The sequence below is a fragment of the Pseudomonas sp. SCPG-7 genome (assembly GCF_002156405.1).
In the GTDB taxonomy this organism is placed as follows: domain Bacteria; phylum Pseudomonadota; class Gammaproteobacteria; order Pseudomonadales; family Pseudomonadaceae; genus Aquipseudomonas; species Aquipseudomonas parakoreensis.
This window is the reverse complement of sequence record NZ_MVOO01000023.1, coordinates 16,443-39,832: the sequence shown is the minus strand read 5'-3', so window position 1 is coordinate 39,832 and position 23,390 is coordinate 16,443. Positions and strand designations below refer to the sequence as shown.

The following is a 23,390-nucleotide window of genomic DNA, read 5'->3' as shown; positions in this document are numbered from 1 at the left end:
TCAAGTCCTTGGATCATAAGCATCTCGGCAAGCCTCACCGATGAACACCAACAGAGAAAGAATCAGCGCCAGGGCAAAAAACGCCGTCAGCCCCAACCACGGCGCTTGCAGATTGCTCTTGCCTTGGCCGATCAGTTCGCCCAGCGAGGCGCTGCCGGCGGGCATGCCGAAACCGAGGAAATCCAGCGCCGACAAGGTCGCAATCGCCCCGGTGAGAATGAACGGCAGATAGGTCAGGGTCGCGCTCATCGCATTGGGCAGGATGTGCCGACAGATCACCTGCACATCGCCAACGCCCAACGCCCGCGCGGCTTTCACGTATTCCAGACCGCGGCTGCGCAGAAACTCGGCGCGCACCACATCCACCAGACTCAGCCAGGAAAACAGCGCCATGATTCCCAGCAGCCACCAGAAATTCGGCTCGACAAATCCGGACAGAATGATCAACAGGTACAACACCGGCAGCCCCGACCATACCTCCAGCAACCGCTGCCCAAGCAGATCGACCCAACCGCCGTAATAGCCTTGCAAGGCGCCGGCAGCGATGCCGATCAGCGCACTGGCAGCGGTCAGCGCCAAGGCAAACAGCAACGACACCCGCGTACCGAAGATCACCCGCGCGAGCACATCCCGCGCCTGATCGTCGGTGCCCAGCCAGTTCTCGGCGCTCGGCGGGCTCGGTGCCGGCTCGCTCAGGTCGTAATTCACCGTATCGAAACCGAACGGGATCGGCGCAAACCACATCCGTCCGCCCTGCTCTTCGATCAGTTGCCGCACCTGCGCGCTGCGATAGTCCGGCTGGAACGGCAGTTCGCCGGCAAAATCCTGCTCGGTGTAGCGTTTGAACGCCGGGAAATACCATTGGCCCTGATACTCGACCAGCAGCGGTTTATCGTTGGCGATCAGCTCGCCGCCCAGGCTCAGACCGAACAGCAGCAAAAACAGCCACAACGACCACCAGCCACGCCGATGCGCCTTGAACCGCGCCCAGCGCCGCTGTCCGATGGGAGATAAGGTCAGCATCAGGCAGTCCTCGCGGTGAAGTCGATGCGCGGGTCGACCAGCGTGTAGCAGAGGTCGCCGAGCAGTTTTATCAGCAGGCCGAACAGGGTGAAGATGAACAACGACCCAAACACCACCGGGTAGTCACGCGACACTGCCGCCTCGTAACTGAGACGGCCGAGGCCATCGAGGGAGAAGATCACTTCGATCAGCAACGAGCCGCCGAAAAACACCGTCACCAGTGCCTGCGGTAATCCGGCGACCACCAGCAGCATCGCGTTGCGGAACACGTGGCCGTATAACACCTGACGCTGGCTGAGGCCCTTGGCCCGAGCCGTCACCACGTACAGGCGCGAGATTTCGTTGAGAAAGCTGTTTTTGGTGAGGATGGTCAGCGTGGCGAATCCGCCGATCACCAGCGCGGTGACCGGCAGCACCAGATGCCAGAAGTAATCGGCAACCTTGCCCCACAGCGACAGCTCGGCGAAGTTGTCCGAGACCAGCCCGCGCACCGGAAACCAGTCCAGTGCGCTGCCGCCGGCAAACACGATGATCAGCAGCAGTGCGAACAGAAACCCCGGCATTGCGTAGCCGATGATGATCGCCACGCTGCTCCAGACATCGAACGCCGAACCGTTGTGTACCGCTTTGCGGATGCCCAGCGGAATCGACACCAGATAGGTGATCAACGTCGCCCACAAGCCCAGCGACAAAGTCACCGGGAGCTTTTGCCAAATCAGCTCGGTGACGCTGGCACCGCGGAAAAAGCTCTGACCGAAATCCAGCTGCGCGTAGCTTTTGAGCATCAGCCACAGGCGTTCACCGGCCGGTTTGTCGAAGCCGTACTGACGTTCGATGTCGGCCACCAGTTTCGGGTCCAGGCCTCGGGTCGCGCGGGATTCGCCACCAATGGTTTCGACATGACCGCCGCCCACCGCTGCGCCGACTCCGATGCCCTGCAAGCGCGCGATGGCTTGTTCCACCGGGCCACCCGGCGCGGCCTGCACGATCACGAAATTGACCAGCAGAATGGCGAGCAAGGTCGGCACGACCAGCAGCAGACGCCGCAGGCTATAACCCCACATGCGCATACTCCTTTTGCTGTTGCTGCATCTGCGTGGCGGTCAACGCGGTCGGGCTGATTTCCCACCAGGTATCGAGCCCGGCGTCATACAGCGGCGCTGTCGCCGGGCGGCCAAAACGGTTCCACCACACCGTGGAAATCCCCGGCGGGTAGTAATTGGGAATCCAGTAGTAACCCCACTGCAACACCCGATCCAGGGCGTGGGCATGGCGCAGCAGGCTTTCGCGGTTGTCGGCCTGCACCAGCCCTTCGAGCAAGGCATCGACCGCCGGATCACGCAGCACCATGTAGTTATTCGAGCCGGGATCGTCGGCGCCGTCGGAGCCGAAGTAATTGAACATCTCGCGCCCCGGCGCCTGACTCACCGGGTAGCCGACCACGATCATGTCGTAGTCGCGATTGCGCACGCGGTTGGTGTATTGCGCGGTGTCGACTTGGCGAATATCGAAGCCGACACCGATCTGCGCCAGGTTGCGCTTGAACGGCAGCAGCAGCCGTTCAAAACCCTTCTGACCGTTGAGAAAGGTGAACTGCAGCGGCTCGCCTTTGGCATTCACCAACTGATCGCCACGGGGTTTCCAGCCGGCGGCTTCGAGCAGTTTCAGGGCCTGTAACTGCTCGGCGCGAATGTTGCCGCTGCCGTCGGTTTTCGGCGCTTCGAAGACTTGGGTAAACACCTCGTCGGGGATCTTGCCGCGCCACGGTTCGAGGATTTTCAGTTCCTCGGCGTCCGGCAACTCGGTGGCCGCCAATGCGCTGTGCGAGAAGTAACTGCGCTGACGCAAGTACATGCTGCGCATCATCTGCCGGTTGCTCCATTCGAAATCCCAGAGCATGGCGATCGCCTGCCGCACCCGGCGATCCTGAAACAGCGGTTTTTGCAGGTTGAACACGAAACCCTGCGAACCTTGCGCAGCACCCGGCGCCAGATGTTCGCGAAGCAATTTGCCCTGTTCCAGCGCGGCCCCGGCATAGCCGATGGTGTAACTGGTTGCGGAAAATTCGCGGTTGTAGTCGAAGCCGCCAGCCTTGAGCACTTGCCGTGAAACATCGGTGTCGGCGAAGAACTCCACACTCAAGTGATCGAAGTTATACAGGCCGCACGTGATCGGCAGGTCCTTGGCCCACCAGTCGGCAACGCGCTGAAATTTCACGCTGCGCCCGGCATCCACCGCGCTGATGCGGTACGGGCCGCTGCCCGGCGGGATCTCGAAACCGGCACCCTCGGCGAAGTCACGCGTGCGCCACCAGTGTTCGGGCAGCACCGGCAGTGTCGCCAGATCCAGTGGCAAGGTGCGGCTGTCGTTGTTCTTGAAGTTGAAGCGCACTTGCGTCGGCGACTCCACCACGACGTCGGCGACGTCACGAAACTGTTGGCGGTATTTGAGGCTGCCCTGAGTGGTGAACAGCTCGAAGGTGTAGCGCACGTCTTCGGCAGTGATTGGCGTGCCGTCGTCGAACCGGGCCTTGGGATTGAGGTAAAAGCGCAACCAGCGGCGATCTGCATCCAGTTCCATCTGCTGCGCCACCAGGCCGTAGACGCTGTAGGGTTCGTCCTTGCTGCGATAGGCCAGGGGCGCGTAGAGCCAGCCGTCGATGTCGGCAACGCCCGTGCCTTTGTCGATGTACGGAATCAGGTGATCGAACGGGCCGCTTTCCAGCGAGGAGCGGCGCAGTGACCCGCCCTTGGGAGCGTCGGGATTGGTGTAAGCCAGGTGCTGGAAGTCCGGGGCGTATTTGGGGGCTTCGCCGTAGACCGTGAGGGCGGGTTGTGGAGCGGCCCAATTGAATGGGCTTAGCAGCGCAAAAGCGCTGAACAGAATGAGCCTGGAGAGCATTGGCAGATCCTTTTTTGCACGGCGCTGTTTATGGCCTCATCGCTGGCAAGCCAGCTCCTACACGTTTTGCGTGTGCTCACAAATCCCTGTGGGCGCTGGCTTGCCAGCGATGAGGCCCGAACAATCACCAAACATCCTGCCTACCTGTGATGTGCAACAGGCCGGCGATTTTTATAGAGCAGGCTTAGATCAATAAGTGACTAAAACCTGCCACCCCTGGGCATTCTCAGAACTTGTAATTGACCCGCGTGTACAACGTCCGCCCGAACGGGTCGCCGTACTTCGGGTCGTAGCCGCTCTGGAAGGTGTAGGTCTGGTTGCTGAACGGTGGTTCGCGGTCGAACAGGTTCTTCGCACCGAGGGTCACACTCAGGGTTTTGCGCCAGGTGTAGGTGCCGGCCAGGTCCCAGACGTTGTACGAGCCGACGTAATCGTGAGTCTCACGGTCGGAGTCGTGGTAACCGCTGGTGTAGCGGTTGGTCAGCGCCACCCCGTAGGGGCCGTAGTTCCAGCTGCCGGTCAGGCTGTGGCGCCAACGAGCCACGGCGCCGGCCGAGGAAAAGTCGCCGCCACGAAAATCGCCGAGCTTGTCGATGTAATCGCCCTTAAGCTGCTGCTGGTACTCGTAGCGGCTGACATAGGTGCCTTGCAGACCGATGCCGAAGTTGCCGTACGGGGTGCTCGGCAGGCGGTAATCGAAGCTGACGTCGACGCCATTGGTCTTGATCTTGCCGAGGTTGGCCAGCCCCGTGACGATGTGATCGATGGAGCCGTCAGGCTTGCGTACCAGGCGATCCGGGTACAGCTCCGGGTTCTCGAACACCGCTGACTCGGGGAACTCGGCGATCTGGTTGGCGATGTTGATCCACCAGAAGTCCAGCCCGGTGCTCAGGCGCTCGAACGGCTGATAGACGAAACCGAGGGTGACGTTGCGCGCGGTTTCCGGGCTCAGGTCAGTATTGCCACCGGTGCGGCTGTAAAACTGTTGGGCGCAGTCGCGGTTGGCGATGCCGCCGTTGCTCGGATTGCCACCGGCACACAGCCGTGGGTCGTTGTAGTTGGCGACGGTGAACGTGGTGAAGTTCGGGTTGTACAACTCGTAAAGCGACGGCGCGCGGAAACCCTCGCTGTAGGCGCCACGCACCACCAGTTGCTTGAACGGCTGGAAGCGGAACGAGTACTTCGGGTTGGTGGTGCTGCCGAAGTCGCTGTACTTGTCGTGGCGCACGGCGGCGGACAATTCCAGGCTGTCGAGCACTGGCACGTTGACCTCGGCGTATTGCGCCGAGACGCTGCGATCCCCGGCGACGCTGGCATTCGGATCGACACCCAGGCTCTGCACATCGGCGGCGAACTGGGCGAAGTCCTGGTGGAAATCTTCCTTGCGGTATTCGCCACCCAGCGCCAGCGCCGACGGGCCGGCGCCGAACCAATCGCCAATCTCGCGGCTGACACGCCCGTCAATGGCCTTCACCCGACCGACCGCCGTCGAGTAATCACCGTCCACTGCATTGGCTGCCAGCAACGCCTGCCCGGCAGCGGTCTGCGCGCCAAACGGATTGATGATGCCATTGGCGATACCGGCACTGACGGCGCGGTCGTTGACGTAACCGGCCTCGATGGCATTCACCACTTTGTTCTGGTTGTACGACGCACCGAGGTTGTAGTCCCAGCCGACGACGCTGCCATCGAAGCTCAACAGCAAACGCTGGCCAGTGTTGTCGTCTTCATGCTGACGCGCGCCTACGGCGGTTTCGCGCCAGTTCACATCCACCGGTTGCGTCGGGTCGAGGGCGAAACCGTTGGGGCCGGGGGTAATGCCGTTACCGGGATAGAACGTCGTGCCGGGATTGATCTGATTGCCCATCAGCGTACCGGGGCCGATCTGCGTGCGGTTTTCGTTGCGCGCCCAGAAATATTCGAGGCTGACGTTGTGATCATCCGCGAGCTTGCCGGTGGCTTTGGCGAAAGCCGAAGTCTTCTCGGTTTCCGGCACCAGATCGAGGTAGTTCCACAGGCTCTGGCGGCAGATACCATTGCGCGCCAGCAGGCCCGGGGCCTTGCAGCCAGAACTGGCCAGCGAGTTGGTGGCGTTGCTGCCCTGACTCCAGTTGGCCGGCGATGCGGTGCCGGAGGTGTAATCGAGACCGCGTCCGGGCTGATAGTTGTAGGTGTAACCTCGGTCCTCGGCAGCCAGGCGTTGCTGCTTGTCGTAACTGACCACACCGAACACGTTGAAGCGATCATTCTGCAAATCGCCAAAGCCCCAGCTGCCACTGAAGTTACGACTTTCACCACCGCCGGCATGAGTCGGCGTGTCGTAGTTGGTGCTGAGCTGGCCTTCGGTGAGGCTGGTCTTGGTGATGAAGTTGATCACCCCTCCGATCGCATCGGTGCCGTACAACGCCGAAGCGCCGTCACGCAGGACTTCGACGCGATCAATGGCGGCGAACGGAATGGTGTTCAGGTCAACCCCGGACCCATTGATCGCGTTGGTCGCGTTGTTACTCAGCCGCCGGCCATTGAGCAGCACCAGCGTCTTGTTCGGGCCGATGCCACGCAAATCGGCATACGACGCCCCGCCGCTGCTCGAACCCACCGAACGACCGGAGCCGACCGAGGACTGGTTGGCAGAAATCCGGCTGACCAGTTCTTCGGTGGTGCTCACCCCCTGCTCGCGCAGTTCTTCAACTCGCAGAATGGTGACCGGCACCGCGGTTTCCGCATCGACCCGGCGAATCGCGGTGCCGGTGACTTCCACCCGTTGCAACTGGGTCGTGGGTTCGTCGGCAGCGACAGCCGGCAAGGTATTGATCGCCAGCAGCAAGGCCAGGCTCAAACGGGATCTAACGGGTGAAAAATGGATCATGAACAGCCATCCCTGCGTTTTGGTTTATGCAGGGATGTGCAATGGACTGAACGGTTTTATAGAGCCCGATTTAGACCGTTGGGTGATGAGGTTATGCAAAAAATGGCACGTGTGGATCAAGCCAGCTCCATCTCCCTCAGCAACCTTGTATCCAGCCCAAACCGTTCCTGGGAAACCATCCTGAACTGCCCCTCCGCCAATTCGCAGCTCACCAGCAAATTCCACGAATGGCGGGTTGCCGCCGAGGGGATCAGTACAAACGGATGTTCTGCCAATAACGCATCGGCAAACTGTTGTTGATTGGGGGAAGGCTTGGCGGGGCTCAACCAGTAAGGATTCGGCACTTCCTCCGGCTGCACTATTTTCACTTTTGCTTCGTTGATGACCTCAAAACACGTGAGTACATAAGGTTCACTGTCCAGCGCATCAAAGCTGTGATGGGCTGCCACCTCCAGAATCGCCGAGGACGGATCGACTGATGCATAAACGACTCGCCGCCCGGGTATGTTCCATCGGCCACCATTGAGATTTGAACCCATCCCGCTGTCCCAAGTCCCGCCATAGACCTCGGGATCCAGCCGCCAGGCATACCAGTGCTCGTCCCAGGGCAAGGGATTCATGTGTAAACCCCGTATATCAGCTGCCCCAGATACTGCTCCACCATCTGAAATCCCAGTGGATGCCGAATAAACTCAGCGGGGACGCGACCGTTCAGGTAGGTGCTGGGCTTGCGCAGCCACTCCTCGGCCCGTGACTGCCTCCCGAAGGCGCGAGTGGCCTTTTCCAGCACCAACGCATATTGGTAGGCGACGACGCTCTGCTGCGGGTCAAGCCGTACCGTCTTACCTTCCTTCAGTAACCGCCGGACGGTGCTGACCGACTTGCCGGTGATGCGTTTGACCATGTTGCCTTGCAGATAAAGCTCAGAGGTTGAAAGCATGTTGACGACATCGTTCAGCTCAAAACCTTCGTCGGTCAGGTCAACGATCAGAAAGGCATCGTCACCTATGTTCCGGCCATTCACGAGCACGTCGACAGGTCTGCCCTCGGCCCTCTTTACCCCCGTGAGCCGGGGTACCTTGACGCTGGGCATCGCGACATCCTCCATGGGGCATCTGGCACGATCGGTGCGCCAGTGAAGGCGATGGGAATAAGCAGGCGTTTCGTATTCGAGGTGGGGAGTTCGCATAATCCATCCGTTATCAGAGGCCTGAGCGTCCAAGCCGTTTACGACTTCAATGTCATATCCGATGCTATAGATCACGCTTCCGACGACCAACCTGAGATTGTCGTCGGAAATATCCCCGTTTCTGCAAAAAACTCCCCCCTTTCCGTAGGACGTTACTCACATATTCCACGTGCTCAACTGCCGAAGTGATAACTCACATCCAGCCACCACTGCCGCCCGTACGGATCGTAGTTGCCAGTCGGGTAATACGGCCAGCCGGCGGAGTCGTCGTGCTTGATCTGGTTGAGCAAATTGTTCACGGTCAGGCCGACACTGGCGCGGTCGTTGAGTTTGTAGCGGGCGCTGGCGTTGAATACCGTCCATGGCGACAAACGCCCGTCGCCCGCGCCATTGGTCACCGAGCCGTAACGAATGCCCATCAGCGTCGCCGTGGCCTTTTGGTAATCCCAGGTCAGGCTGGCGTTGACCTTGCTGCGCCAGTCGTAGTTCGTGCGCGAGGTGCGCCAGTCCTGAGTTGGCGCCTCATCGGACTCCTTGTAGAAATGCGACAGCACCAAGGTGTAGCCCAGCGCCGAACTGAACGCACCGTACTGGCCGGCGCCCCAGCGGATATTGCTCTTGAAGTCCAGACCACTGACCCGCTCGCTGGCGGCGTTGATCGCGTTGACCCGCACCCGTTGCAACTGATTCGGATCGATGGCGGCATTGCCCGGGTTGCGGTCGATGCGCGCCAGGGTCGACTGGCAGTTGGCCGAGTTGATGTCCTGGGTGCCGTTGCGGCATTCATTCTCTTGCTGCAACAGGCGGTTTTCGTCGACGGTGGTCAGCAGGTCATCGATCTCGACCCGCCAGAAATCCGTGGAGAAATCGAAATTGCGCGACGGCGACCAGACAAAACCGTAGGTCCAGGATTTGCCGCGCTCGGACTCAAGGTCCGGGGTGCCGCTCTGGGTGTAATCGACCCGTCCGCGATCACACGCGCCCTGCACGCCCTGGCTGCAACCGTAGTGGTCGATCTGCGCCGGGTAGTAACCGTTGCTGTCGGACTGGTAGATGTAGTTCAGATCCGGCGCGCGGAAACTGGTGCCGTAACTGCCACGCAGCAACAGACTGGTGATCGGGCGCCATTCCAGGCCGAGGTTGTAGGTTTTCTGCTGCTCGCTTCGGCCGCTGAATTTGTACTGGTCCCAACGTCCGGCGGCAGTGGCCAGCACGGTGTCAGTGACCGGAATGCTGAACTCGCCACCGGCGGCGTAACGCTTGCGCGAACCACCGGAGCTTTGTGCCGGGCTCACACCATAGAAAGTGCCGTCATTCAGACCGTCGTCCGGGTCGACGCGATACTCCTGCTTGCCCGCTTCCAGCACCCCGGCAAATCCGACCGGGCCGGCCGGCAGGTCAAACAGATCGCCATTGATCGAGGCGTTGTAGCTGGTGGAAACCGATTTGCTGCGCTGGGTCAGGTTGCTGCGAAACTGCTCCCACTCTTGTGGCGTCAGCGGACGATCAAGCCGCGAGGTGTCCGGGGCGAACACCGGGTAACCGTCACGCGTGCCCAGTTGCGGGCCGAGGTAGAAATCCTGAATCGAGGACAGCGGCGTGTAGCGCGTGGTTCTGACGCTGCGATATTCCGAGCGGTTGGCCGCCAGATCGTAACGCCAGCCGGTGTCGGCGATCTTGTCCGAGAGGCCGAGGGTGCCGGTCCACGACGTGTCGGTCCACTTGCTGTTGTTGCTGGTGCGGCCACCGATTTCCTCTTCGCCGTAACGGCGATACCAGCGCTCCAGATTGCCGCTGTTCTGGTTGATGAAGTCCGGCGAAGTGAACGTCGGGCCACGGGTGTTGTTCTGAATGTGATCGAGGCCATACATCAAATCGGCAAACACCTGACCGCTGTCGCTGAAATGCCAAGTGCCACGGGTGTAGCCGTCGTAGTTTTCCTTTTGCGTCTGAATGGTCCAGTAATCGTTGTACATCTGATCGGTGCGGCAGCGTCCGCCGTTGTTCAGCAGCTTGTTGTCGAAAGTGCCTTGATAGGCGCCGCAACCAGGGCCGAGGTAGCGGTTGTTGCTCAGGTCGCGACGGTAACCGACGTCCGCCAGCGGGCCGCTTTGCATGAAGCCGCGATCGTCGGCCCAGATCGGATCGCGGTTGGTCAGCTCCAGGCCGAACAAGCCGTCGAAGTCGCCCCAACTGCCGCCGCCGCTGATTTGCAGGCGCTGATTGTCGCCACCGCCACGCTCGCTGGTGCCGCCCTTGAGATTGACGTCGATGCCATTGATCTGCTTCTTGAGGATGATGTTGACCACCCCGGCAATTGCGTCCGAACCGTAGATCGCCGAGGCGCCGCTGCTGAGAATTTCGATGCGTTCGATGACTGCCGAAGGAATGTTCGCCAGGTTGGTGAAGTTGACTTTGCCGTCGTACGGCGTCGGGTAATCGGCGACGCGCCGGCCGTTGATCAGCACCAACGTGTGATTGGGGCCGAGGCCCCGCAGGTTGATCGCGCTGGCCGCCGGTTGCCAGGTATTGCCGTAGTCCTCGCCCTGGGTCATGCCAGTGTTTTGCGTCTGCGTCGCCAAGGCGTCATAGACGTTCTTGTAGCCGCGCGCTTCCATCTCTTCGTGGGTGATGACATTGACCGGGGTCGCGCCATCGCTCTGTGCACGAGCGATTCGCGAGCCGGTGACGGTGACTTTTTCCATGCGGTAATCGGCGCTGGTGGCCGGGGCCGCGGCGCTGACTTTGGCCGCTACCGGCGTACTCGCCGCGCCTTCGCGCACGCTCAGGCCCTGGGCACTCTGCTCGACATGCAGGCCACTACCGAGCAACGCTTTCTCGACCGCCTGACGCCCGCCCAATGCACCGCGCACGGCACTGCTGCGTTTGCCCTCCACCAGATTCTGACTGAAGGAAATCGGTACGCCGGTCTGGCGCGAGATATCCAGCAAGACCTCATCCAGCGGGCCGCTGGCGATGTCGAAGGTATAGACCTGGGCCGCAGAATCCTGCGCATACACCGCGATCGGCCCCAGCCCCAGCCCCATCGCCAGTGCGGCGGCGAGGGTCAGGCGAGGTAATTGTTGTTTGAATGAAATCATCAAGGGCTTCCCTGTTGAAGGCGTCTGCAGGGAATGAGCAGCGGGCCGGCGCTTTTTATAGGGCGGCGATTAGGCCAAGAAGTCATAAACCTATAACCGGAATAAACGCACCTCTGTGTAGGAGCTGCCGAAGGCTGCGATCTTTTGATTTTGTTTTTTCAAGATCAAAGGATCGCAGCCTGCGGCAGCTCCTACAGGGTTTGCAGTGGGCTTAAGGGCGAGGCTGGATGCTGACCCAGTAAGGGTTGTGCCATGTGACGCGAATCGGCAGCGAACGCTCCAGCAATTGCAAAGTGCGGTCGCTATCGTCCAGCGGATAGAGGCCGCTCAGGCGCAGATCGGCCACTTCGGGACTCAGGTGCAGAATGCCCCGGCGATAGCGGCGCAGGCTGTCGATCACCTCGCTCAGTGGCCGGTCGCGTACTTCCAGGCGACCTTGCATCCAGGCGCTTTCCTGTCCGTTGCTGTGCTCCAGAGCCAGAATGTCCTGCGCGTTGAACGACAGGCTCTGCCCTGCCTCGACCAGTCGCCGCGCCCCGCCAGCGGTGACCACTTCGACCTGCGAGTGCAGCATCACCAGGCGGGTGAAATCATCGTGTTGTTGCACGAGGAATTTCGTTCCCAGTGCACGCATCCGACCGTGCTCGGTCTCGACCACAAATGGTCGAGCGCAATCCTTGGCGACATCCACCAATAACTCACCAGTGCGCAATGCCAGCAGGCGCTGAACCGCATCGAATTGCGCCACCACCCGCGTGCGGGCATTCAGACTCAGTGCACTGCCATCCTCCAGGGTAAAGTCGCGCCGCTCGCCGGTGCCGGTCGCCAACTCCCCCGCTTCCGGCAGCCAGCCGTAGCGGCGCCCGAGCAATCCGGCCAGCAAGGCAATCCCGAGCACACTCAGGCTACCGCTGAGAAAACGCCGACGACTCGACGGCGCATTCAGGCTGTGCAACAGACTGTTGCGTGGCAGCCCGCGCAAGTCCGGATGGCGCAGCAGGTTCAGGCCACCGCCCATTTGCTCGATGATCCGCTGATGTCGCGGGTCAGCTGCCCGCCACGCGTCGAACGCCGCACGCTCGCCAGCGCTGGCTTCACCGGACTGCAACAGCGCCATCCACTGCGCCGCCTCATCGATCACCGCGTCGTCCGGCCTCATGCCTGCATCGCCTGATAGCAGCGTTTGAACGCCTCGACCATGTATTGCTGCACCCGACTGGTGGAAACCCCAAGCCGTTCGCCGATTTCGCTGTAGGTCAAACCGTCGAGCTGATGGTAGAGAAACGCCGCTTTGGCCTTGGCCGACAAGCCATTGAGCAGGCGATCGACCGCCAACAGCGCTTCGATCACCAGCGCCCGTTCCTCCGGCGATGGATGCACCGGTTCCGGCGCCAGGGCCAGGCTTTCCAGATAGGCGCGTTCCAGGTCCTGGCGACGCCAGCCTTCATACATCAGCCGTCGGGCGATGGTGGTCAACAGCGCCCTGGGTTCACGGATCGCGGTCGGGTCCGCCAGGGTCAATACCCGCAGAAAAGTTTCCGAGGCGATGTCCTGTGCACTGTGCGGGCAACCCAGCGTGCGGCCAACGGCAGCGCACAGCCAGCGATAGTCCTTTTGGAACATTTGCCCAATCATCCGGTCATGCGGGTTTTGAACATCACCCATGTCTTGCTCCCTGAAACGGGTCCCACCCGCTGCGAAAAACCATCGTTCTGCCGGGATCGTCCGGCTCCTGATCTGGCGCGACTGTGCAATAGCGCTGCTTACATTTGAAGTAATAAAAAATCAGGACAGTCAAACCTTTGAGAATAAGGAACCTCATCGCCGGGGAAATATTGACTCACACAACGTTGACCCGGATCAGTTGCCAGCGCTGCAGCACTGACTAATCTGCGCGCTCCATCGAATGCCAGGGACGGCTCATCAGGAGCCCACGGCAGCCCTTTCAAGGAAGAAAACCATGCGATCACTGAAGATTATTCTGCTGTCCTCGGCCTTCAACGGCCTGACTCAACGCGCCTGGCTGGAACTGCGCCAGGCCGGGCATTCGCCCAGCGTTGTGGTGTTCACCGACGAGGCTTCGGTGTGCGAACAGATCGAGCACAGCGGCGCCGATCTGGTGATCTGCCCGTTCCTCAAGGACCGCGTGCCGCAAGCGCTGTGGAGCAATCTCCGGCGACCGGTGGTGATCATTCATCCGGGCATCGTCGGCGATCGTGGCGCCAGCGCGCTGGACTGGGCGATCACCAATGAACTCACAAGTTGGGGCGTGACCGCCCTGCAAGCGGTGGAGGAAATGGACGCCGGCCCGGTCTGGGCCACCTGCGAATTCAATCTGCCGCCGGGCTTGCGCAAGTCCGAGCTGTACAACGGTCGGGTCAGCGATGCGGCGATCCGCTGTATTCGCGAAGTGGTCGAAAAATTCATCGACGGCTTTGTCCCTGTCGCACTGGATTACAGCGATCCCAAAGTCCGTGGCCGCCTGCAACCGAACATGAAGCAGGCCGACCGCACCTTCAGCTGGCACGACTGCTCGCGATTCATCAAACGCTGCATTGACGCCGCTGACGGCCAGCCCGGTGTACTGGCGAGTCTGGCCGGCGGGCAGTATTACGTGTACGACGCGCACCTCGATCAGCGCACCGGCATTCCCGGCAAGATCCTCGCGGTGCATGATGACGCGGTGCTGGTTGCCACCGGTGATCACAGCCTGTGGATCGGCTCGTTGCGGCGCAAACCACTGCCCGGCGAAGAAACCTTCAAGCAACCGGCGCGGCACGTGCTGGCCGGGCAACTGGCCGACGTGCCGACGCTCGACTGGTCAATCGCCCGCGAGCCGTTCAATGAGGAGGCGTATCAGCCGATCCGCTACCGTGAATCCGGGCATGTCGGGGAGCTGACCTTCGAGTTCTACAACGGCGCGATGAGTACCGAACAGTGTCAGCGTATAGTCGAGGCGCTGCGCTGGGCCAAATCGCGGGACACCCGCGTGCTGTTGATCAAGGGCGGGCGCGGCAGTTTTTCCAACGGTGTGCACCTGAACGTGATCCAGGCCGCGCAGGATCCGGGCGCCGAGGCCTGGGCCAATATTCAGGCGATCGACGATGTCTGCGCCGAGCTGCTCAGCGCGCAGCAACTGGTGGTCAGCGGCGTGACCGGCAATGCCGGTGCCGGCGGCGTGATGCTCGCACTGGCCGCCGACATCGTGTTTGCCCGGGCCGACATCGTGCTCAATCCGCATTACAAAAGCATGGGCCTGTATGGCTCGGAATACTGGACCTACAGCCTGCCCCGCGCCGTCGGCCCGACGGTGGCCGAACAACTGACCCAGGCCTGCCTGCCAATCAGCGCCACGCAGGCGCTGCAACTGGGCATGGTCCAGGAGATCGGTCCGCGCTGCCCGGACGAGTTTTCGTTATGGTTGCTGCAACGGGCCAACGCGGCATTGACCGACCCGACCTATGCCGCCGTGCGTGAGCGCAAATTGCGGGTTGATCAGGTGCTGATCGAGCAATGCCGGGAAAACGAACTGCAGGAAATGCAGGAAGACATGCTCTACAACCGCAACCAGTTTGCCGAGAAGTGCAGCCACTTCGTCTACAAGCGCAAGGCCTGCGGCACGCCGGCGCGGCTGGTGGAAGACTGGGCGCGGGTGCGCAAGGTTGAGTTGGCGGATTGAGCTTCAGCGCCCACTACGGCCTCATCGCTGACAAGCCAGACGCCCATCGGGTTCTGCGTCCGACACAGTACCTGTGGGAGCAGGCTTGCCAGCGATGGCGGTGTCTCGGGCGGCACTGGTTTGGCAGACATTCCGCCACCGCGAGCAGGCTCACTCCTGCAGGGGTTTGCATCACTCACGAAATCCATGGAAACCGCAGCGCAATGAACGATGACGCGGTGGCGAACCGGCACTTACAATGCCCGCACCTCAGACACCGGCCCGCCCATGGACATCGACCTCGCCCGCACCTTTCTGGAAATCGTCCGCCACGGCAGCCTCGCCGCGGCGGCGCAGAAGTTGTTCGTCACACAAACGGCGATCACCGCCCGGGTGCAGAAGCTCGAAAGTCAGCTGGGCAGCACGCTGTTCGTGCGCAACCGCGCCGGGGCGAAACTGACGGCCAATGGCGAGGCCTTCGTGGTCTACGCCAATCAACTGGTACAGACCTGGGAAGCCGCGCGGCGCGACCTGCCGCTGCTGGACGGCTATCACAACGTGCTGCACATCGGCGGTGAAGTCAGCCTGTGCAACCCGTTGATGCTCAGTTGGGCCGCCGAACTGCGCGAAAAAATCCCCGGACATGCCCTGCGCATGGAAATCCGCGACGGCGAAAACCTGTTGCGCCAACTCGAACTCGGCGTGCTCGATGCCGCGCTGGTCTATCAGCCGGAATATTGGCCCGGCCTGCAAGTCGAGCAGGTGCTGGAGGAGAAACTGATTCTGGTGCGTGCGCCAAACCGCCCGGATCCTTACGTCTACATCGACTGGGGGCCGGACTTCCGTCGCCAGCATGACGCAGCACTGCCAGACAAGGCCAAAGCCGCGCTGAGTTTCAACCTCGGCCCGCTGGCCCTGCAATACATCCTCGAACACGGCGGCAGCGGCTACTTTCGCACCCGTGTGGTGCGCAGTTATCTGGAAACCGGCGCGCTGGAAGCGGTGACCAAGGCCCCGGAATTCGGCTATCCAACTTATTTGGTGTACGCCCGCGAGCGAGACTCGGCGACCCTGCAACAGGCCTTCGATCTGTTGCGCCAGGTGATCGAGACCGATGACGACTGGTCGCAGCGCTGGAACCCGTTGAGCTGAGTCGGCCGCTTTGCACCGGAGCATGGCACAACTGACCTCAAGGTCCGGCCTGCACAAACGGCCCGATCGGCTAATCTGCCGGGTATAACAACAATACCCGCAGGTGAACGCATTGAGGCAGACCACCGAGGCATTCCGCAGCCGCTACCGTGCGGCCATTCATCCGTTGTACAACCCGTGGCTGCACGGCGCTTTCGTGCTGCTGTTCGGCGTGCTGGCGATCGGCGCTTTCTGGAGCAGCGCACGCCAGGTACAGCCACTGGAATGGTTGAGCGTGCCGCTGACGCTGCTGTTGTTCAACGTTGGCGTGTACATGGTCCATCGCCATCTCGGCCACCACAAAAAGACGTTCGCCAAGCTGTTCTATGCGCGGCATGCCGGTGACCACCACAGTTTTTTCACCCCCGGCCACATGACTTACGACGGCGCTCGCGACTGGCGGGTGATTCTGTTTCCGGCCTGGCTCATCGTCGTGCATACACTGGTTTTCACCCTGCCGCTCTGGTGGCTGCTCGCACAGTTCAACGCCAATGTCGCCGGGCTGTTCGGCGGCTGCATGGTGCTGGGCTACCTGACCTACGAGGTGTTTCATGCCTGCGAACATCTGCCGCCGGATAATCCGCTGACGCGCCTGCCGTGGATCCGCCAGATGCGTCATCTGCATGAACTGCATCACCGTCGCGAGTGCATGCAGGAACGTAATTTCAATATCGTTTTCCCGCTGATGGATTACCTGTTCGGCACCCTCGACTGGGAGCCGCAACCTGCCCCGTTGCGCCATTCGAGACCCGCCATGACCCGCATGCAGCACCAGATCGATATCGCCGGCGAACCCATCGCCGTCCTTCGCTACGCTGCCAGCGTCAACCACTGGCCGCAGTGGCATCCCTCGTCGCTGAAGATCGACGGCCCGCAAGGCCCGCTGCACGCCGGCGCACGCTTCGAAGAAGACATTCATGCCGGCGGGCGCGCCGGTCATTTGCGCTGGGAGGTCACCGAGTATCTGCCCGGCCGGCGCTGGTGCGCGCGGGCGCGCGGTGACCACGGTCTGTCGTTGCGGCTGACCTACGAATGCACGGCCGAAGGCGACGGCACACGGTTCGTGCGCACCCTGGATTATCGCTTCGACGGCTTGGGCATGCGCGTTGCCAACCTGTTGCTGTTGAAGCGCCGCATCGAACGTGAATCGGCCATATCGATGCAGGCCCTGCGCGACATGGCACTCAAGCACCTGACGCTGACGGGGCAACATTCATGAAGCGCCTGCTGTTACTGCTGGTCGTCCTCGTCATCGCGTTCTTGCTGTTGATGCCAACCAGGGTTCAACCGGTGGCGTGGAAACCGCCAGCGGCACCGTCACTGAGCGAAGGGATATATGCCGAAAACCAGCGACTCAAAGCCGTCGAACAGATTGGCCCGGGCGACATCGACGGCCCGGAAGCGCTGCTGCTGGAAGGCGACTTCCTGATCACGGGCCTGCATGACGGGCGGCTGATTCGCACCAGCCTTGATGGCAAGACACGCCAAGTCCTGAGCGACACGGGCGGCCGCCCTCTCGGGCTGGCGCGGCATCCCAACGGTCTGCTGGTGATTGCCGACGCGGTCAAAGGCCTGCTCTCGCTCGACGCGCAGGGTCGACTGATTCCTCTGACGACCGAGGCCAATGGCCTGCCCTTCGGTTTTACCGACGACGTGGCGATCGACAAGTCCGGGCACTACGCCTATTTCAGCGACGCCAGCAGCCGCTGGGGCTATGGGCACGACGGTGAGGCGATCATCGAACATGGCGGTGACGGGCGTTTGCTGCGCTACGACTTTCAGACCGGCAAGACCAGCGTGCTGCTGGACAAATTGCAGTTCGCCAACGGCGTAACACTCGGCCCGGACGACGCTTATGTGCTGGTCAACGAAACCGGCGCCTACCGCATCAGTCGATACTGGCTGACGGGCCCCAAGGCCGGCACCCACGACCTGTTCATCGACAACCTGCCCGGTTTGCCGGACAACCTCGCGTTCAATGGCAGCAACCGCTTCTGGGTCGCCCTCTACGCACCGCGCAGTGCCTTGCTCGACGGCACCGCCGGGCACCCGTGGGTGCGCACGATGATCGTCCGGGCACTGACTGTGCTGCCCAAACCGGTGGAGAAACGCGGGTTTGTGCTGGGGCTGGATCTGCAGGGCAAGGTGATCGCCAATCTGCAGGATGCCGGCAGCGGCAATTACTCGCCGATCACCACGGCGCGCGAGTATGGGGACTGGTTATACCTCGGTTCACTGAAAGCCAGGCACATGGCGCGGTTGCCGCTGGCTGATGCGCTGAAGTAAGTACGCAGACGAGTGCTGGATGGCCGGGCGTCATCGCTGGCCAACCAGCACGGTTTTGCAGGTTGATCAGGCCTTGGCGGCCATCGCGGTGACTTCCACGCGCATGCCTTCCACCGCCAGCGACGCCACGCCCACCGCCGCGCGCACCGGCCATGGCTTGGCGAAGAAGCGCTTGTAGACTTCATTGAACGCAGCGCGGTCGGCCATGTCGGTGAGGTAAATGGTCAGGTGCATCACCCGATCCATCGAACTGCCCGCCCGCTCCAGCGCCACTTTCAGCGCCTGCAGGGTGCATTCGCTTTGCAGGGTGATATCCCCCAGTTCCAGGCTGCCATCGGCGCGGGTCGGGATCTGGGTCGAGACCAGAATGCCGTTGAAACCGACAACATCCGAGGAAATCGAATCCGCATCCGGATCAGGGGTGAAGCTGAGGTCGTGATTAGCCATGTAAGTCTCTTGTCTGGCGAGAATGAGGGTCGCCGGCCAACAACCCGCCGGGACTTTTCGCGGGGCAGTTTACAACAGTCTACCGGTACGGCTCAGGCAACCCTCGCTGCCGGACAAAAATCGCGCGCATAAAAAAACGCCAGCCCTTTCGGACTGGCGTTTTTTCTGAATATGGCAGGGGCGGCTGGATTCGAACCAACGCATGGCAGGATCAAAACCTGCTGCCTTACCGCTTGGCGACGCCCCTGTATCTCAAGCTCTGTAACAAGCTCTGCGAGAATGGGCCGCAATTTACCAACCTTTTTTTGATCTGGGAAGCCCCGAGTGCAAAAAAATTTGTTTTAAAACAGCCAGTTATTTTCTGAATCAAGGCAACCGCCACGATTCACTTCGACACCTTCAGCGCAATCGCCTCGCGAATCAGCGCTTTCAAGGCCTGCTCATCGACCGGATCGCCCTCGTGAAAATCAATCGCCCGGCGGGTGTTGCCCTCCAGGCTGGCGTTGAACAACCCCGCTGGATCGGCCTGCGATCAATACCTGATGCAATTCCTGATAGGCCGCGACCAATTGCTCAAGAGAGAAGGCCCGATTGCGCCCACTGGGATTAGGCAATACCCACACGTGCGCGCCACCCAAAGTCTTCGCCTGCGCTCCCCACGCCACCACTGTCTGCCCCGACAACGCGGCATACGCAGCCTTGCCGAGAAACGCCACATAACGCGGCGCATAGCGGCTGATCTTCTGTTCAAAGCCCAGAGCCGCCGCAGCGAATTCCTGCGCCGCCAACTGATCTGCCCGCGCCGTCGGCCGCTCGACCACCGCCGTCAAGCCGCAGCCAAATTGCAGGATGCTTTGATCGTCCTCCGCCTGCACCTCATGCGGCGTAAACCCGGCCAGATGCAAGGTGCGCCAGAAGCGATTCCCGCGCCCGGCAAAATGATGCCCCTGCGCCGCCGCGAGTAACCCCGGATTGATCCCGCAGAACACCACCGAAAGCCCCGACGCCAGAATGTCTTCCAGCCTTTCACCCGCCATGCGCCCGCCCCTCGCTCGCAAACAATTGCAACACCACCCACGGCAAACTCTAGAATGGCCATCCCATCCACAGAGCCAACAACAACGATGGACGTTATTCAGACCCTGCGCTGCTTCGTCGCCGTGGCCCAAAGCGGCAGTTTCACCGCCGCGGCCGACGTGCTCGACACCACCACGACCAACGTATCGAAAGCCGTCTCCAGCCTCGAAACCCGGCTGCACACGCGCCTGATCAACCGCACCACCCGCCGCCTCGCGTTGACCGAAGCCGGCGTACGTTATTTGCAGCGCGCCGAAAAAATTCTTGATGACTTGCGCGACGCCGATGAAGAAGCCGGCACCGCCCAGACCTTGCCGGTAGGGCGTCTGAAGATCCACGCCATGGCCGCCATCGGCAATCACTACGTGATCAACGCCATTGCCCGCTACCGCGAGATTCACCCCACGGTGATGTTCGACCTGACCCTGAGCAACCGCCTGCCCGACCTGCTCGAAGAAAGCTACGACATGTCGATCGTCCTCGCCCGCGACCTGCCGGACTCCGGTTTCGTCGCGCAACGCCTGGGCACCACTTACAGCATTCTCTGTGCATCGCCGTCTTACCTGGCCAAACGCGGCCACCCCGCTACACCTGCCGACCTCGCCGCGCACGATTGCCTGCGCATCGTCAACACGGTGATGCCCGCAGAAAACTGGGTGTTCGAAGGGCCACAGGGCATGGAAACCCAGAATATCCCCGACTCGCCCTTCCACATCAACACCGCCGACGGCATGGCCACGGCGATCAGAAATGGCATGGGCATCGGCATTCAGCCGCTGGCATCAGCCGTCGAAGGATTGGTTGGAGGCACGCTGGTGCGAGTCCTGCCGCAGTACCGCCTGGAGGAATACAACCTGTTTGCGATTTACCCGTCGCGCAAATTCGTCGACGCCAAAATCAAGACCTGGGTGGAGTTCCTGAAAACCGCCATTCCGCAACTGCTGGCGTCCGATGAAGACATCGCCGGGGCCAAAGAACTCGCCAAGGCTTAATGCCGCAGACCTGGAGTGTCGACCCTCCAGCGCCGGCACCGACATCAACCGTTGGAACAACCGCTGCCCATCACCTGGTATTGCACAACATGTTGCGCGCCGTTCGAGTCTTCATAAGTCATCTGCACCGGCACCGCGCCGCACTGATTGGCCGCCTCGGAGATCGACACCACGTGGGCGATGTCTGCGTGAGCGGCGGCGTTGTACGCCTCGACTGGCGCGGTTTCATCCGCCGCAAACGCCTGCGCGCCGATACCGCCAAAGGCCAGAAGAAGAGCGATTTTTGCAAGTTTCATGATGTTCACCGTCTCGTGGGGAACCGTGTTTGTTCACGGAGTGGAGACGATGTTAGGGGTTGAAGCGCACAGCAAAAATCGGTCGGCTGGACAAACACTGTGTCCAGAATGGTGATGAATAAGACCTGAGAACCGTGGACAGGCCATTCGCTAGCAGCCTCGTTCCCACAGGTTTCGTATCGACCACACCAAGGGTGTACACCGCCAACCCCATGTGGGAGCGAGCCTGCTCGCGAAGGCATCAGTCCAGTCAGCGATTAACCTGAGTCAGCTCAATCCTCCGAAGCCTCTGATTTCCACACAACAACTATCCCCGTCGCGAGGGGATTTAGCGGAACGTCGCACTGCCCCGCTTTCCTCTTTGCCAAACCATCCGTTCACGAAAAGCGCAGCCCCGAAAACCCTCACGTTTAACCCTTTTCCCGCACACGTTTAAAAACACTCGCCGTTACGTCATCCCAGGCTACAACGCCTTGCGCCATTGCCTACGACTACGCCAGAATCCGCCGGCTTGTGCGCCCAGGGTGCGGGTTCTATCGTGGTTCGGTCGCTGAAAAGCAGCGATCGGGTTTGGTAGCCCGGTTCACACATGGCGCAAAACGTCACCTTACACAGATGCCTTCTGGCGCCTGCGTTTTATGGTGGCCATGCGCAGGGTGCTTTCGAGCACGCCGGTTTTTCCATGTGTGCCGGTCTACCAACCTTCGTAATGGCCACCACCCTCGTTTGGTAGCGAATGTGATGGTTCCCTTAGCCACATATGGAGCTTCACTATGTTCAAGGTCACACCAAACCCGCCCGAAACCGAAACGGTCTCACCCTACGAATCCCCCGATTCCCGAAAACTCAGCGAAGCCGCCGAACGCGCCCTAGACCACTACCTGAACCCCGCCAGCCCAATCATGGCGACGCCTTACACACCCAACGCCATGTTCCTCGCCAACCCCAAAATCGCCACCGAGGAACTATTGGCGAACGCCAGTGAATCGCTGGGTTCGGCAACGGTGATGTTGGGTGATGTGGCCGCCCTGGTGGAGGGGCCGATTCGCAAGACGCTGCTGGGCATTGCGCAGGTGGTGATGCTGGGAGAATTGGCGGTGAATCAGGCGCTGGATAATGTTGTGCCGACGGCCTAACGAACATTCCCACTTGGCGCTCAATGGTGAGTGCCGAGAGGGATCTGTCAGAAACTGACTGCGTGATTTGTCTGCTTCCGGCCAGAAGCAGACGTTCAGAAGTGACCAATTCCGGCCCATTTGCAGCTTTATCGCTGGCGCTTTGCACCCACACGTTAAATCTTACGTACCTGGCCGAGAGCAGCCTCTTGAAACCGGGCGCGACGCACGAGTCACGCTCGGAACACATTAGGTCCTCTTCCCGATTAAGCGCCTATGAGCACACCGGCGTCGCCTGTTCGCCAGACGTTGTCTACCGTCACCCGCTCGATGCCCCAGCCCGCGCCGAGTCTCATCAACTCAACGGCATAGCGGTTCTTCATGAGGTAGTGGCGTGCCGGGTCGTTTTTCAGGACGTGCTGGGCCTCCACCAACGCATCTAGATGTGCCTTTCCACCTTCGAACGTCACACGGGGATTGCTGACCGAATGAGTGGTATCGACCTGTCCCAACGCGCCGAATAACGTTGCGACAATGACCTCTCGGCCTTCCAGCACAGGGAATTCAAATCCTGCCTTTGCTGCGGCAGGCCCGAAGTCGGAAACTGCATACTCCATGAAAGCGCTGGACAGCAGTGCTGCGTCACGCAAATCAATGCCAGCGGCAAAGCGGTAGAGGGCATCAATGACCGCAAGCTGATCGGCGGTGTCTGTCTGATAAATGGATGACATGGGTAACTCCAGAAAGGTAGAGCCGCGATAGTATATTGTGTATACCTAATATCAATTACGCACTTCAAAGTGCTCAGGTATATCCAGGGAAACCCATGCACGAATCTGCCACGCAAACCGCAAAGAACAGCGACCCGACAACCACAGATCGAGGCGTTGATTGCTCAAGCCGCTTTCTGCTCGACCAGATCGCTGACAAGTGGTCAGTGTTGATCCTGGCGGCCCTGTGCAAAAAGCCCCTTCGATTCAATGAGCTCAAGCGATGCCTGGACGGCATCACCCAAAAAGCCTTGACCCAGGCACTGCGCCGCCTTGAACGCAACGGCATTCTGCAGAGACGCGTCATCCCGTCCTCTCAGGTGGCAGTGGAATACAGCATCACCCCACTAGGCCGAACACTTGAGCACCCGTTCAACGCGCTTTATCTCTGGACCCTTGAACACCTGGATACGGTTATCAAGGCCCAGGCAGCATTCGATTCTCGGGAAATCGAGGCAGCGCAAGCCTGACCAGA

20 protein-coding genes, 1 tRNA gene and 1 pseudogene are annotated in these 23,390 nt (G+C 60.9%); 7 read left to right on the top strand and 15 right to left on the bottom strand.

What is annotated here, in order from left to right:
• From B1722_RS26455 to B1722_RS26415, 9 genes are all read right to left on the bottom strand, one after another.
• A complete protein-coding gene (locus B1722_RS26455; protein WP_041072706.1) occupies positions 1-1,023 on the bottom strand; it encodes an ABC transporter permease in 1,023 nt (340 codons plus the stop codon).
• The gene (locus B1722_RS26450) at positions 1,023-2,087 is read right to left on the bottom strand and encodes a microcin C ABC transporter permease YejB (protein WP_086794888.1); all 1,065 of its coding nucleotides are present in this window, start codon (positions 2,085-2,087) and stop codon (positions 1,023-1,025) included. The genes B1722_RS26455 and B1722_RS26450 overlap by 1 nt, the downstream gene beginning before the upstream one ends.
• Positions 2,074-3,924, bottom strand: a complete 1,851-nt coding sequence (locus tag B1722_RS26445) for an extracellular solute-binding protein (RefSeq protein ID WP_086794887.1) — start codon at positions 3,922-3,924, stop codon at positions 2,074-2,076. Before B1722_RS26445 ends, B1722_RS26450 begins: the two co-directional genes overlap by 14 nt.
• Positions 3,925-4,150: 226 nt before the next feature.
• Positions 4,151-6,793 carry a TonB-dependent receptor gene (locus B1722_RS26440; protein WP_086794886.1) on the bottom strand — a complete coding sequence of 881 codons (2,643 nt, stop codon included), beginning with the start codon at positions 6,791-6,793 and terminating at the stop codon, positions 4,151-4,153.
• Between the two features lie 116 nt (positions 6,794-6,909).
• The gene (locus tag B1722_RS26435; protein ID WP_086794885.1) at positions 6,910-7,413 is read right to left on the bottom strand and encodes an RES family NAD+ phosphorylase; all 504 of its coding nucleotides are present in this window, start codon (positions 7,411-7,413) and stop codon (positions 6,910-6,912) included.
• Positions 7,410-7,886, bottom strand: coding sequence for an MbcA/ParS/Xre antitoxin family protein (locus B1722_RS26430; protein ID WP_174377198.1), 477 nt, complete (start codon positions 7,884-7,886; stop codon positions 7,410-7,412). Before B1722_RS26430 ends, B1722_RS26435 begins: the two co-directional genes overlap by 4 nt.
• Before the next feature lie 269 nt (positions 7,887-8,155).
• Positions 8,156-11,083, bottom strand: coding sequence for a TonB-dependent receptor (locus B1722_RS26425; RefSeq protein ID WP_086794883.1), 2,928 nt, complete (start codon positions 11,081-11,083; stop codon positions 8,156-8,158).
• Positions 11,084-11,294: 211 nt separating this feature from the next.
• Positions 11,295-12,242: a FecR domain-containing protein gene (locus B1722_RS26420; RefSeq protein ID WP_086794882.1), complete on the bottom strand. Its 948-nt coding sequence runs from the start codon at positions 12,240-12,242 to the stop codon at positions 11,295-11,297.
• The gene (locus tag B1722_RS26415) at positions 12,239-12,748 is read right to left on the bottom strand and encodes a sigma-70 family RNA polymerase sigma factor (RefSeq protein WP_041072722.1); all 510 of its coding nucleotides are present in this window, start codon (positions 12,746-12,748) and stop codon (positions 12,239-12,241) included. The genes B1722_RS26420 and B1722_RS26415 overlap by 4 nt, the downstream gene beginning before the upstream one ends.
• Positions 12,749-13,043: 295 nt before the next feature.
• On the opposite strand from B1722_RS26415, the gene B1722_RS26410 reads away from it, so the two are divergent.
• From B1722_RS26410 to B1722_RS26395, 4 genes are all read left to right on the top strand, one after another.
• Entirely contained in the window at positions 13,044-14,762 is a 1,719-nt protein-coding gene (locus tag B1722_RS26410; RefSeq protein ID WP_086794881.1) for a hydrogenase maturation protein, read from the top strand.
• Between the two features lie 267 nt (positions 14,763-15,029).
• The gene (locus B1722_RS26405) at positions 15,030-15,893 is read left to right on the top strand and encodes a LysR family transcriptional regulator (protein ID WP_041072725.1); all 864 of its coding nucleotides are present in this window, start codon (positions 15,030-15,032) and stop codon (positions 15,891-15,893) included.
• A 112-nt stretch (positions 15,894-16,005) separates the two neighbouring features.
• Positions 16,006-17,151 carry an SRPBCC family protein gene (locus B1722_RS26400; protein ID WP_086794880.1) on the top strand — a complete coding sequence of 382 codons (1,146 nt, stop codon included), beginning with the start codon at positions 16,006-16,008 and terminating at the stop codon, positions 17,149-17,151.
• Complete coding sequence (locus tag B1722_RS26395) at positions 17,148-18,218, top strand: SMP-30/gluconolactonase/LRE family protein (protein ID WP_086794879.1); 1,071 nt, start codon at positions 17,148-17,150, stop codon at positions 18,216-18,218. Before B1722_RS26400 ends, B1722_RS26395 begins: the two co-directional genes overlap by 4 nt.
• Before the next feature lie 66 nt (positions 18,219-18,284).
• Here the strand turns inward: B1722_RS26395 and B1722_RS26390 are convergent, their stop codons facing one another.
• The 4 genes and pseudogenes from B1722_RS26390 to mug all read right to left on the bottom strand — a co-directional run bounded on the left by B1722_RS26390 (position 18,285) and on the right by mug (position 19,702).
• Complete coding sequence (locus B1722_RS26390) at positions 18,285-18,665, bottom strand: RidA family protein (RefSeq protein WP_025113298.1); 381 nt, start codon at positions 18,663-18,665, stop codon at positions 18,285-18,287.
• Between the two features lie 172 nt (positions 18,666-18,837).
• Positions 18,838-18,912: transfer RNA gene (locus B1722_RS26385), tRNA-Gln, on the bottom strand.
• A 138-nt stretch (positions 18,913-19,050) separates the two neighbouring features.
• A pseudogene (locus B1722_RS26380) lies at positions 19,051-19,191 on the bottom strand (DUF1801 domain-containing protein); the annotation flags it as partial.
• Positions 19,133-19,702, bottom strand: coding sequence for a G/U mismatch-specific DNA glycosylase (gene mug, locus B1722_RS26375; protein ID WP_086794878.1), 570 nt, complete (start codon positions 19,700-19,702; stop codon positions 19,133-19,135). The pseudogene B1722_RS26380 and the gene mug, both read right to left, overlap by 59 nt.
• Positions 19,703-19,789: 87 nt before the next feature.
• On the opposite strand from mug, the gene B1722_RS26370 reads away from it, so the two are divergent.
• Positions 19,790-20,734 carry a LysR family transcriptional regulator gene (locus B1722_RS26370; RefSeq protein WP_041072731.1) on the top strand — a complete coding sequence of 315 codons (945 nt, stop codon included), beginning with the start codon at positions 19,790-19,792 and terminating at the stop codon, positions 20,732-20,734.
• Between the two features lie 44 nt (positions 20,735-20,778).
• On the opposite strand, the gene B1722_RS26365 is transcribed toward B1722_RS26370, so the two are convergent.
• Positions 20,779-21,030: a DUF2790 domain-containing protein gene (locus B1722_RS26365; RefSeq protein ID WP_041072733.1), complete on the bottom strand. Its 252-nt coding sequence runs from the start codon at positions 21,028-21,030 to the stop codon at positions 20,779-20,781.
• Between the two features lie 773 nt (positions 21,031-21,803).
• Between B1722_RS26365 and B1722_RS26360 the strand changes: the two genes are divergently transcribed.
• Positions 21,804-22,166: a DUF6124 family protein gene (locus tag B1722_RS26360; RefSeq protein WP_041072735.1), complete on the top strand. Its 363-nt coding sequence runs from the start codon at positions 21,804-21,806 to the stop codon at positions 22,164-22,166.
• A gap of 245 nt (positions 22,167-22,411) precedes the next feature.
• Here the strand turns inward: B1722_RS26360 and B1722_RS26355 are convergent, their stop codons facing one another.
• Positions 22,412-22,876, bottom strand: coding sequence for a nuclear transport factor 2 family protein (locus B1722_RS26355; protein ID WP_041072737.1), 465 nt, complete (start codon positions 22,874-22,876; stop codon positions 22,412-22,414).
• A gap of 95 nt (positions 22,877-22,971) precedes the next feature.
• Here B1722_RS26355 and B1722_RS26350 point away from each other — a divergent pair, with 95 nt between their 5' ends.
• Positions 22,972-23,385: a helix-turn-helix domain-containing protein gene (locus B1722_RS26350; protein ID WP_041072739.1), complete on the top strand. Its 414-nt coding sequence runs from the start codon at positions 22,972-22,974 to the stop codon at positions 23,383-23,385.
• The last annotated feature ends 5 nt before the right edge of the window (positions 23,386-23,390 follow it).

What these genes read in the sequence shown, in the direction of transcription:
- B1722_RS26455 (WP_041072706.1), bottom strand. Translation starts at nt 1,023, where the DNA reads ATGCTGACCTTATCTCCCATCGGACAGCGGCGCTGGGCGCGGTTCAAG.
- B1722_RS26450 (WP_086794888.1), bottom strand. Translation starts at nt 2,087, where the DNA reads ATGTGGGGTTATAGCCTGCGGCGTCTGCTGCTGGTCGTGCCGACCTTG.
- B1722_RS26445 (WP_086794887.1), bottom strand. Translation starts at nt 3,924, where the DNA reads ATGCTCTCCAGGCTCATTCTGTTCAGCGCTTTTGCGCTGCTAAGCCCA.
- B1722_RS26440 (WP_086794886.1), bottom strand. Translation starts at nt 6,793, where the DNA reads ATGATCCATTTTTCACCCGTTAGATCCCGTTTGAGCCTGGCCTTGCTG.
- B1722_RS26435 (WP_086794885.1), bottom strand. Translation starts at nt 7,413, where the DNA reads ATGAATCCCTTGCCCTGGGACGAGCACTGGTATGCCTGGCGGCTGGAT.
- B1722_RS26430 (WP_174377198.1), bottom strand. Translation starts at nt 7,886, where the DNA reads ATGCCCAGCGTCAAGGTACCCCGGCTCACGGGGGTAAAGAGGGCCGAG.
- B1722_RS26425 (WP_086794883.1), bottom strand. Translation starts at nt 11,083, where the DNA reads ATGATTTCATTCAAACAACAATTACCTCGCCTGACCCTCGCCGCCGCA.
- B1722_RS26420 (WP_086794882.1), bottom strand. Translation starts at nt 12,242, where the DNA reads ATGAGGCCGGACGACGCGGTGATCGATGAGGCGGCGCAGTGGATGGCG.
- B1722_RS26415 (WP_041072722.1), bottom strand. Translation starts at nt 12,748, where the DNA reads ATGGGTGATGTTCAAAACCCGCATGACCGGATGATTGGGCAAATGTTC.
- B1722_RS26410 (WP_086794881.1), top strand. Translation starts at nt 13,044, where the DNA reads ATGCGATCACTGAAGATTATTCTGCTGTCCTCGGCCTTCAACGGCCTG.
- B1722_RS26405 (WP_041072725.1), top strand. Translation starts at nt 15,030, where the DNA reads ATGGACATCGACCTCGCCCGCACCTTTCTGGAAATCGTCCGCCACGGC.
- B1722_RS26395 (WP_086794879.1), top strand. Translation starts at nt 17,148, where the DNA reads ATGAAGCGCCTGCTGTTACTGCTGGTCGTCCTCGTCATCGCGTTCTTG.
- B1722_RS26390 (WP_025113298.1), bottom strand. Translation starts at nt 18,665, where the DNA reads ATGGCTAATCACGACCTCAGCTTCACCCCTGATCCGGATGCGGATTCG.
- mug (WP_086794878.1), bottom strand. Translation starts at nt 19,702, where the DNA reads ATGGCGGGTGAAAGGCTGGAAGACATTCTGGCGTCGGGGCTTTCGGTG.
- B1722_RS26370 (WP_041072731.1), top strand. Translation starts at nt 19,790, where the DNA reads ATGGACGTTATTCAGACCCTGCGCTGCTTCGTCGCCGTGGCCCAAAGC.
- B1722_RS26365 (WP_041072733.1), bottom strand. Translation starts at nt 21,030, where the DNA reads ATGAAACTTGCAAAAATCGCTCTTCTTCTGGCCTTTGGCGGTATCGGC.
- B1722_RS26360 (WP_041072735.1), top strand. Translation starts at nt 21,804, where the DNA reads ATGTTCAAGGTCACACCAAACCCGCCCGAAACCGAAACGGTCTCACCC.
- B1722_RS26355 (WP_041072737.1), bottom strand. Translation starts at nt 22,876, where the DNA reads ATGTCATCCATTTATCAGACAGACACCGCCGATCAGCTTGCGGTCATT.
- B1722_RS26350 (WP_041072739.1), top strand. Translation starts at nt 22,972, where the DNA reads ATGCACGAATCTGCCACGCAAACCGCAAAGAACAGCGACCCGACAACC.